7 protein-coding genes are annotated in these 5679 nt (G+C 33.9%); 3 read left to right on the top strand and 4 right to left on the bottom strand.

Annotated elements, in window-relative coordinates; all coding sequences use genetic code 11:
* Positions 1-824 precede the first annotated feature (824 nt).
* From ACTB0X_RS09660 to ACTB0X_RS09650, 3 genes are read right to left on the bottom strand one after another with little or no spacing between them, the layout of a single operon-like run.
* A complete protein-coding gene (locus ACTB0X_RS09660; RefSeq protein ID WP_463024806.1) occupies positions 825-1658 on the bottom strand; it encodes a DUF6602 domain-containing protein in 834 nt (277 codons plus the stop codon).
* Positions 1651-2295: an SEC-C domain-containing protein gene (locus ACTB0X_RS09655; RefSeq protein ID WP_463024805.1), complete on the bottom strand. Its 645-nt coding sequence runs from the start codon at positions 2293-2295 to the stop codon at positions 1651-1653. Before ACTB0X_RS09655 ends, ACTB0X_RS09660 begins: the two co-directional genes overlap by 8 nt.
* The gene (locus ACTB0X_RS09650) at positions 2296-3189 is read right to left on the bottom strand and encodes a nucleotidyltransferase family protein (protein WP_463024804.1); all 894 of its coding nucleotides are present in this window, start codon (positions 3187-3189) and stop codon (positions 2296-2298) included. It abuts the gene before it with no gap.
* A 354-nt stretch (positions 3190-3543) separates the two neighbouring features.
* On the opposite strand from ACTB0X_RS09650, the gene ACTB0X_RS09645 reads away from it, so the two are divergent.
* The 3 genes from ACTB0X_RS09645 to ACTB0X_RS09635 are packed head-to-tail and all read left to right on the top strand — an operon-like array spanning position 3544 to position 5258.
* A complete protein-coding gene (locus ACTB0X_RS09645) occupies positions 3544-4191 on the top strand; it encodes an RNA polymerase sigma factor (RefSeq protein ID WP_463024803.1) in 648 nt (215 codons plus the stop codon).
* Positions 4181-4480: a hypothetical protein gene (locus ACTB0X_RS09640; protein ID WP_463024802.1), complete on the top strand. Its 300-nt coding sequence runs from the start codon at positions 4181-4183 to the stop codon at positions 4478-4480. Before ACTB0X_RS09645 ends, ACTB0X_RS09640 begins: the two co-directional genes overlap by 11 nt.
* Positions 4467-5258 carry an ImmA/IrrE family metallo-endopeptidase gene (locus ACTB0X_RS09635; protein WP_463024801.1) on the top strand — a complete coding sequence of 264 codons (792 nt, stop codon included), beginning with the start codon at positions 4467-4469 and terminating at the stop codon, positions 5256-5258. Before ACTB0X_RS09640 ends, ACTB0X_RS09635 begins: the two co-directional genes overlap by 14 nt.
* A 257-nt stretch (positions 5259-5515) precedes the next feature.
* On the opposite strand, the gene ACTB0X_RS09630 is transcribed toward ACTB0X_RS09635, so the two are convergent.
* On the bottom strand, positions 5516-5665 hold the full coding sequence (locus tag ACTB0X_RS09630) for a M23 family metallopeptidase (RefSeq protein WP_463024807.1): 150 nt from the start codon (positions 5663-5665) through the stop codon (positions 5516-5518).
* Between the last annotated feature and the right edge of the window lie 14 nt (positions 5666-5679).

The raw sequence follows: 5679 nt of genomic DNA, 5'->3' as shown, positions 1-5679 counted from the left end.
GAACGGCTTAAAATGATTGAAACAATAGCCCGTTAAGATGTCTTTAAAATATTATATCGAAGGTATTCTATTGCACAGGTAGACTATAACGTGTACTTTTGTTGGATATTTTCCTAAAAAATGGATTAATTCCAATGATTTTCAATTATGCAGAACATTTCGGACAAATGACCAAAGAAGTTGGGCAACCCAAGCTTTCAGATGCCCAGTTTCGTAGGTTCATGAATATTGTCTACCAATGCGGGGTCATAGAAGGTGTGAATAAGTCACAAAAACACTTTAAGGGTACGGCGGAAGCACATAAGTTGGACATGGTGCTTTTCTTCAGGGAAAAGAGTTGACAAAACTTACCGGTAATCTTCCTCCGGAAGCCTTGCTAAAAGAAATGTGCAAGCTTGGCCAAGATGATTTTTGATCACTTTAAGAACTAGATAGGGCTTCGGGATTCATCCATAAAGCTCCGCAACTATAGAGCAAATCCCTATAGTAGGGGAAAACTAGATCTGGTTCAGTCAACAAGGCTTTCATCTTGGGTTCCATCAGGTTTTTAGGGACAGGCCGTACTGGCGATCCGAACGCTTAATTATTGTATGCCTTTTTATTTTATTCATTCCGCTTCTCCCCTGAAATCAAATTATTGTTATACCTACAGTTCTAATTGTTTCATTAAAACTCAAAAGATTTTAGCACAAATACAAAAGTGTCATTCTTTAGTGCTTAAATGCTACAAGAAACGTAATTTCTTATTCCATAGACAGATTAATATCATTCTTTTTGAATGCGGCATTTCTATGGAACAGTATGGTTTATTTAAATAAAATTAATTAAATTTCTTCATCGATAATCTCATCAATTTTGTCTAAATAGGTTTGAAGATTAATAGCTGGAACTGTACCAATGGCTTGTTGAAGGTATCGGGTTAACTGCATGAAAAAGGTTACCAAAGAATTTTCTTGTTTACTAAATCGCAACTCTCTGAAGACTCTATTGTCGTAGAACTCCAGAAACTTATCCTGTCCCGTTTCTCTTATTTCTTCAGAAGGTTCGTAATCAACAAAGAAACTTCCATAATCAGCTATACATCCAATATCTATACTTCTCAACCCATTTTGGGCTTTAATGTGCCCTTCTATTGTGTTGTTATTCTTGTGCGTGTAAGAATTTGTGCTGCATAAAATTCCACCAACAATTTTGGTTAGTGGTCTAGGATTAAGTTTCTTTCCCGAGTTTATCATATTCGTACTGGTGCGCAGTAATTTTCTTACACTTTCAATTTTTAATGCAGCGTATTCGATATTGGTTTTTCCATCCGAACTATCTCCAATATCAGGTTTTACTTCAAAAACAGCATAAACTCCTTCTGCCGGGATGTAATGAAATCCATTTTGGGAGAAAATAAATGGGGTAAACCAATTGTCATAGATAACAATATCGATTTGATGGCTCGTATTTCCTTCATGATCTATGACAATCGCCTTATCCACACTGTATCTATTTGGTAGATATTTTTTTAGCCACTCGATCCACGCATTTTCAAGAGAATCGCCTTTAGATCCGGGATGTGTAATGAAATCACGATTAGTGCTCAATGTTGCATTCATTTGGCTTTGCAAACCATTGAACAATGATTTGATGTCTACTTTTTTAATCTCAATCATTGGTAATATTGATTTTTAAAATTTGTATTTGCTTCTGTACGTAATCTTTACCTGATTTAAGTATCTCTATCCAAATATATAGGTGGCATTTTTTAAATTTCTTTCCGCTTCCACATAGACATTTCTGGTTCCTCTCTGGCCAATTTGAATTTACAATCAACTCCAGTTCTTTGATAATCAATTGCCTATCATTATGCTTTAAAATGGACTCATAATACTCCCAAATTCCATCATATCCATGAGCGTACTCTCCATCAGGGTAAACACCTTTGCTTTCCCTATATGTTTCTCTAGCCAAATGAGGAACAAGAACTTTGTCTAAAAAGTATTTAAATGAAATTCCATTCTTAGTTAATACCTTCTCTTCTGGTTCAACTGCAAGGCAAAGTGTATGATCTGGATTGATATGCCTATCCGGAATACGTGGAATTTTTTTACTTGTTTCAATCACTTTTGGAAAGCACTTTGGAAAATCTTGCGGAAATTTTATTAGTACTTCATAGCGATCGATTTCACCTTTTTTGGGGTGAATTAATGGTATGAATCCTCTAACTCTGATAAAACCATCTTCGACAACTCTTGTCAATGATGGATAATTCAGCAATGCTTTATCGATATCTTTTGTGATTCCACTCATTTAATAGTTGCACCAAGGTTTTTGTACTACTCCTGATCTTACTATATCTAGTGCCGCAGACTCCTTATCTTCTTCGTCCTCCTCCTCTTCATAATAATCATCATTCACAGGAAAATACGATTTTAGATTATCAGCAGAAGAAGCTATTAATTCCAACATTTGCTTCATGTCCCAATACAAATTTTCTTTTTCCGTGTCGGTCATGATATCTGAAACAACGTTATTTGAATTTGCTGGATCTTCCAAGCGTATTGTTTTAACGTTATCTCGGATAAACTCCAAAGCCATTTCTAATTGCTCCCATAGACCAGAAGGAACATTTGAACACTTTTCAAATGCCTTAATCGTTATTAACTCGACAAAAAATGATTTTACTCTACTGTTGTTTTTGTTGGTTTTCCAGACTTTAAGTAATCGAATAATGCTTCTTTCTACATTTTTGCCTTTTACCAAATCAATGTGTTTTTGAATATTCGTCTGTGTTGTACTTGCAGGTTGAAGCAATTTTGGACGAACGTACAGATTCAGTCTATTGGTTTCGACATAATCATCTGCATTTAATTCTCTTCCTGGAACAATGTCCATTTGAATCTCATCCCCATCAATGACAAATGTAATTCCCGTGGATACACGTTGCTTCCTTGTTTTATATTTTACAAGATTATCATCTTCAAACTCCTCATTGAAAAAGTCAAAAACAGCATCAGCCATTTCTTCCAAAGTATCAAAGGAGTTTCGCTTAAACGGCTGACAAACATCCAAATCAAATTTGATGTTTATGGCATCATGTTTTGCATACGACCCAGAATTAATTGCTTTAGTGACAATTTGATCTTTAAATTTTTCGACCAACGCATCTTTTACTATTTCTCGTTTTTTTATGTACTTTTCCATTAAATCGGCAACGTGGCTCATCCTGTAACTTTCCAGAACCTGTTGCAAATACTTACTCTTATTTAAACCCATTACTTTGTTCTTTTTTTAAAGCATTACGCTTGTTAATTAATGTTCCTTGATTTCCCTGTCTACTTAGGCATTTGTTATTCCATTTAAACCGTGAAAAATATTATCCCATATCGTAATCTATTTACGTTCTTGTAATTTCTTTCACTTCTCGGCCGAAAGAACTGGACGACTATTTAGTATCACTACTAATAATAGATTAGACTTTAATAGAGTAAATCGAAAAGCGTGACATTTAGAATTTATATGTACATTGTCACGGAACTTTGTTAAGTATATAACTTGATGGAATTAGAAGAACTGGAAGAAATATTACTAACAATAAGCTATAAAGTGGAGGACGAAAAATCGGCTTTAAACGCTTTCGATATGCTCTATAAAAAGTATAGTAAAATTCTATCTGCAATAGTGAAGAAGAATCTAAAAGATATGGGGATTTATGACGAGCAATTGCACCAGACCGTTATTAATAATGTTTTCTTCAAGTTATATGAAAAACCACTTTCGTTTTCCGTGCCAGAAAGTGCAAAAAATGATAATTGCTTTAAAGGATGGTTATCTGTTGTTTCTCGTAACGAACTCATTAGTTTATTAGATGAATATTATGGAAAAGAATCTTCCCTGTGTACTATTCAACCTGAACAATCTGAAGACAGTACAGAGGTTAGCGAGGAGATGTATGAAAGTGTCAATTCCAAATTGATGAATGAAGCATTGAATACCTTATCTACTAGAGATAGAGAAATAATGTTAACGCTTTACAATTACCATGAAGATGGTAGAAAGACCCCAACCGAAATATTGAATCAAATAGCTAAACTACACAATACAACCAAACTTAATATTCGAAAGATAAAAGAAAGAAGTGAAAAGAAGATTATTGATTTTTTTTCAACTAAATCAATATTAATACCTGTGAAGAATGGAAAATAAAAAGTTAATCGATATTTTAAGATCCAATGGTTACCTTTTTCCGTCAACAGAAAAAGAAATTACTGATTTTGAAAACTGTATTGATGTTGCAGCTGAAACTCCAACTGACTTGGATGATCCATCATCCATTATAAAAAGAGGTCTATTGAAAATAGAAAAGGTTACAGTTTCTGAATTTGAAAAAAAAGAAATGCAGGAGCTTAAAATGGCTGCAAGAAAAGGAGTGCAATCTATACCAAAAGACATTTTGGATAAAATGAAGGGCAAACATAAAAATGGAGATAAGTAATACCTCAAAAGAAATTATTAAAGATTTAGCTGAGTTTATTGCTGCTGAATATGAGGAAATTGAAACTCCATTAGATAAAATTGTTGATTCTGAAAATCTGTCGGTCTTTTATGATGATTATGGCAATGCCTTTGACGGTATGATAGTATATGATTCAGAGTTTTATATTCATGTTAATACCAAAAGACATAATAAGCATGAATCACCTAGAGGAAGATTTACACTAGCTCACGAATTAGGCCATTACTTCATCGACAACCATAGATATGGATTACAAAGTGGAATTTTAGAACCACACCCTTCTAAAAATAATGAAGAGAAACATCAAAAAATTGAACGTGAAGCTGATTATTTTGCTTCTTGTTTATTAATGCCCGAACAACGATTTGTTAAGGATTGTTTCAAACGAAAATTTAGTTTTTCAATTATTAAGGAACTCTCAAAAAAATACAACGTTAGTCTTACTGCTTGCGCAATTCGATTTGCGGATATTGGAAATCATCCAATTATGATAGTTTATTGCGAAGAAAACATTGTTAAGTGGAAATGGAATAGTTCCGATTTTATTTTCAAAAACCTTGCAGACAACAATGGAAAAGTTCCAGAAGACACTCTGGTTGGCGAATACTTTTCTAAAGGTAAAGGAGAGAGAAAAACCGAACAGTTATGGGCAGGTGACTGGTTCACCTGTTATCGTTTTGAAGATGAAAGCAGGAAAGTTTATGAGCACTTTATCCCCTATAAAAATAAAGGTCTTAGTGTTATCTGGGAGGATTAAATAATGATTAGTTGTGAAACTAGGAAGAAAAACCGATTTTTCATTGGGTTGACAAGTGACATGGAGCAATAGATTTCCTTGACAGTCAGGTTAGTTTTGAAACCCAATGACATATAACATTATAGGATTACCACCTCTATTTCCATTTTATCAGTAACTAATGTAGGCCTTATTATTTTTAAAATAATGATGCCTCACAATGATTTGAAATTGGCATAAGCCCAACAGCAGGAAAAAATGTTCAGTCCAACTAGCAATCAGTCTACATCTAAAAAACAAAAAGGGTAGGGGTCTATAGGTTTATCGAATTTATGGATTTCATAATGTAAGTGGTATCCCGTACTTTTTCCCGAGTTCCCTACAAAACCAATGATTTTTCCTTTTGGGATAGTATCGCCCTTTTTAATGATAAAGCTGTGCA

This window comes from Acidiluteibacter sp. (genome assembly GCF_055129545.1).
This window is presented reverse-complemented; position numbering and strand designations above follow the sequence as displayed.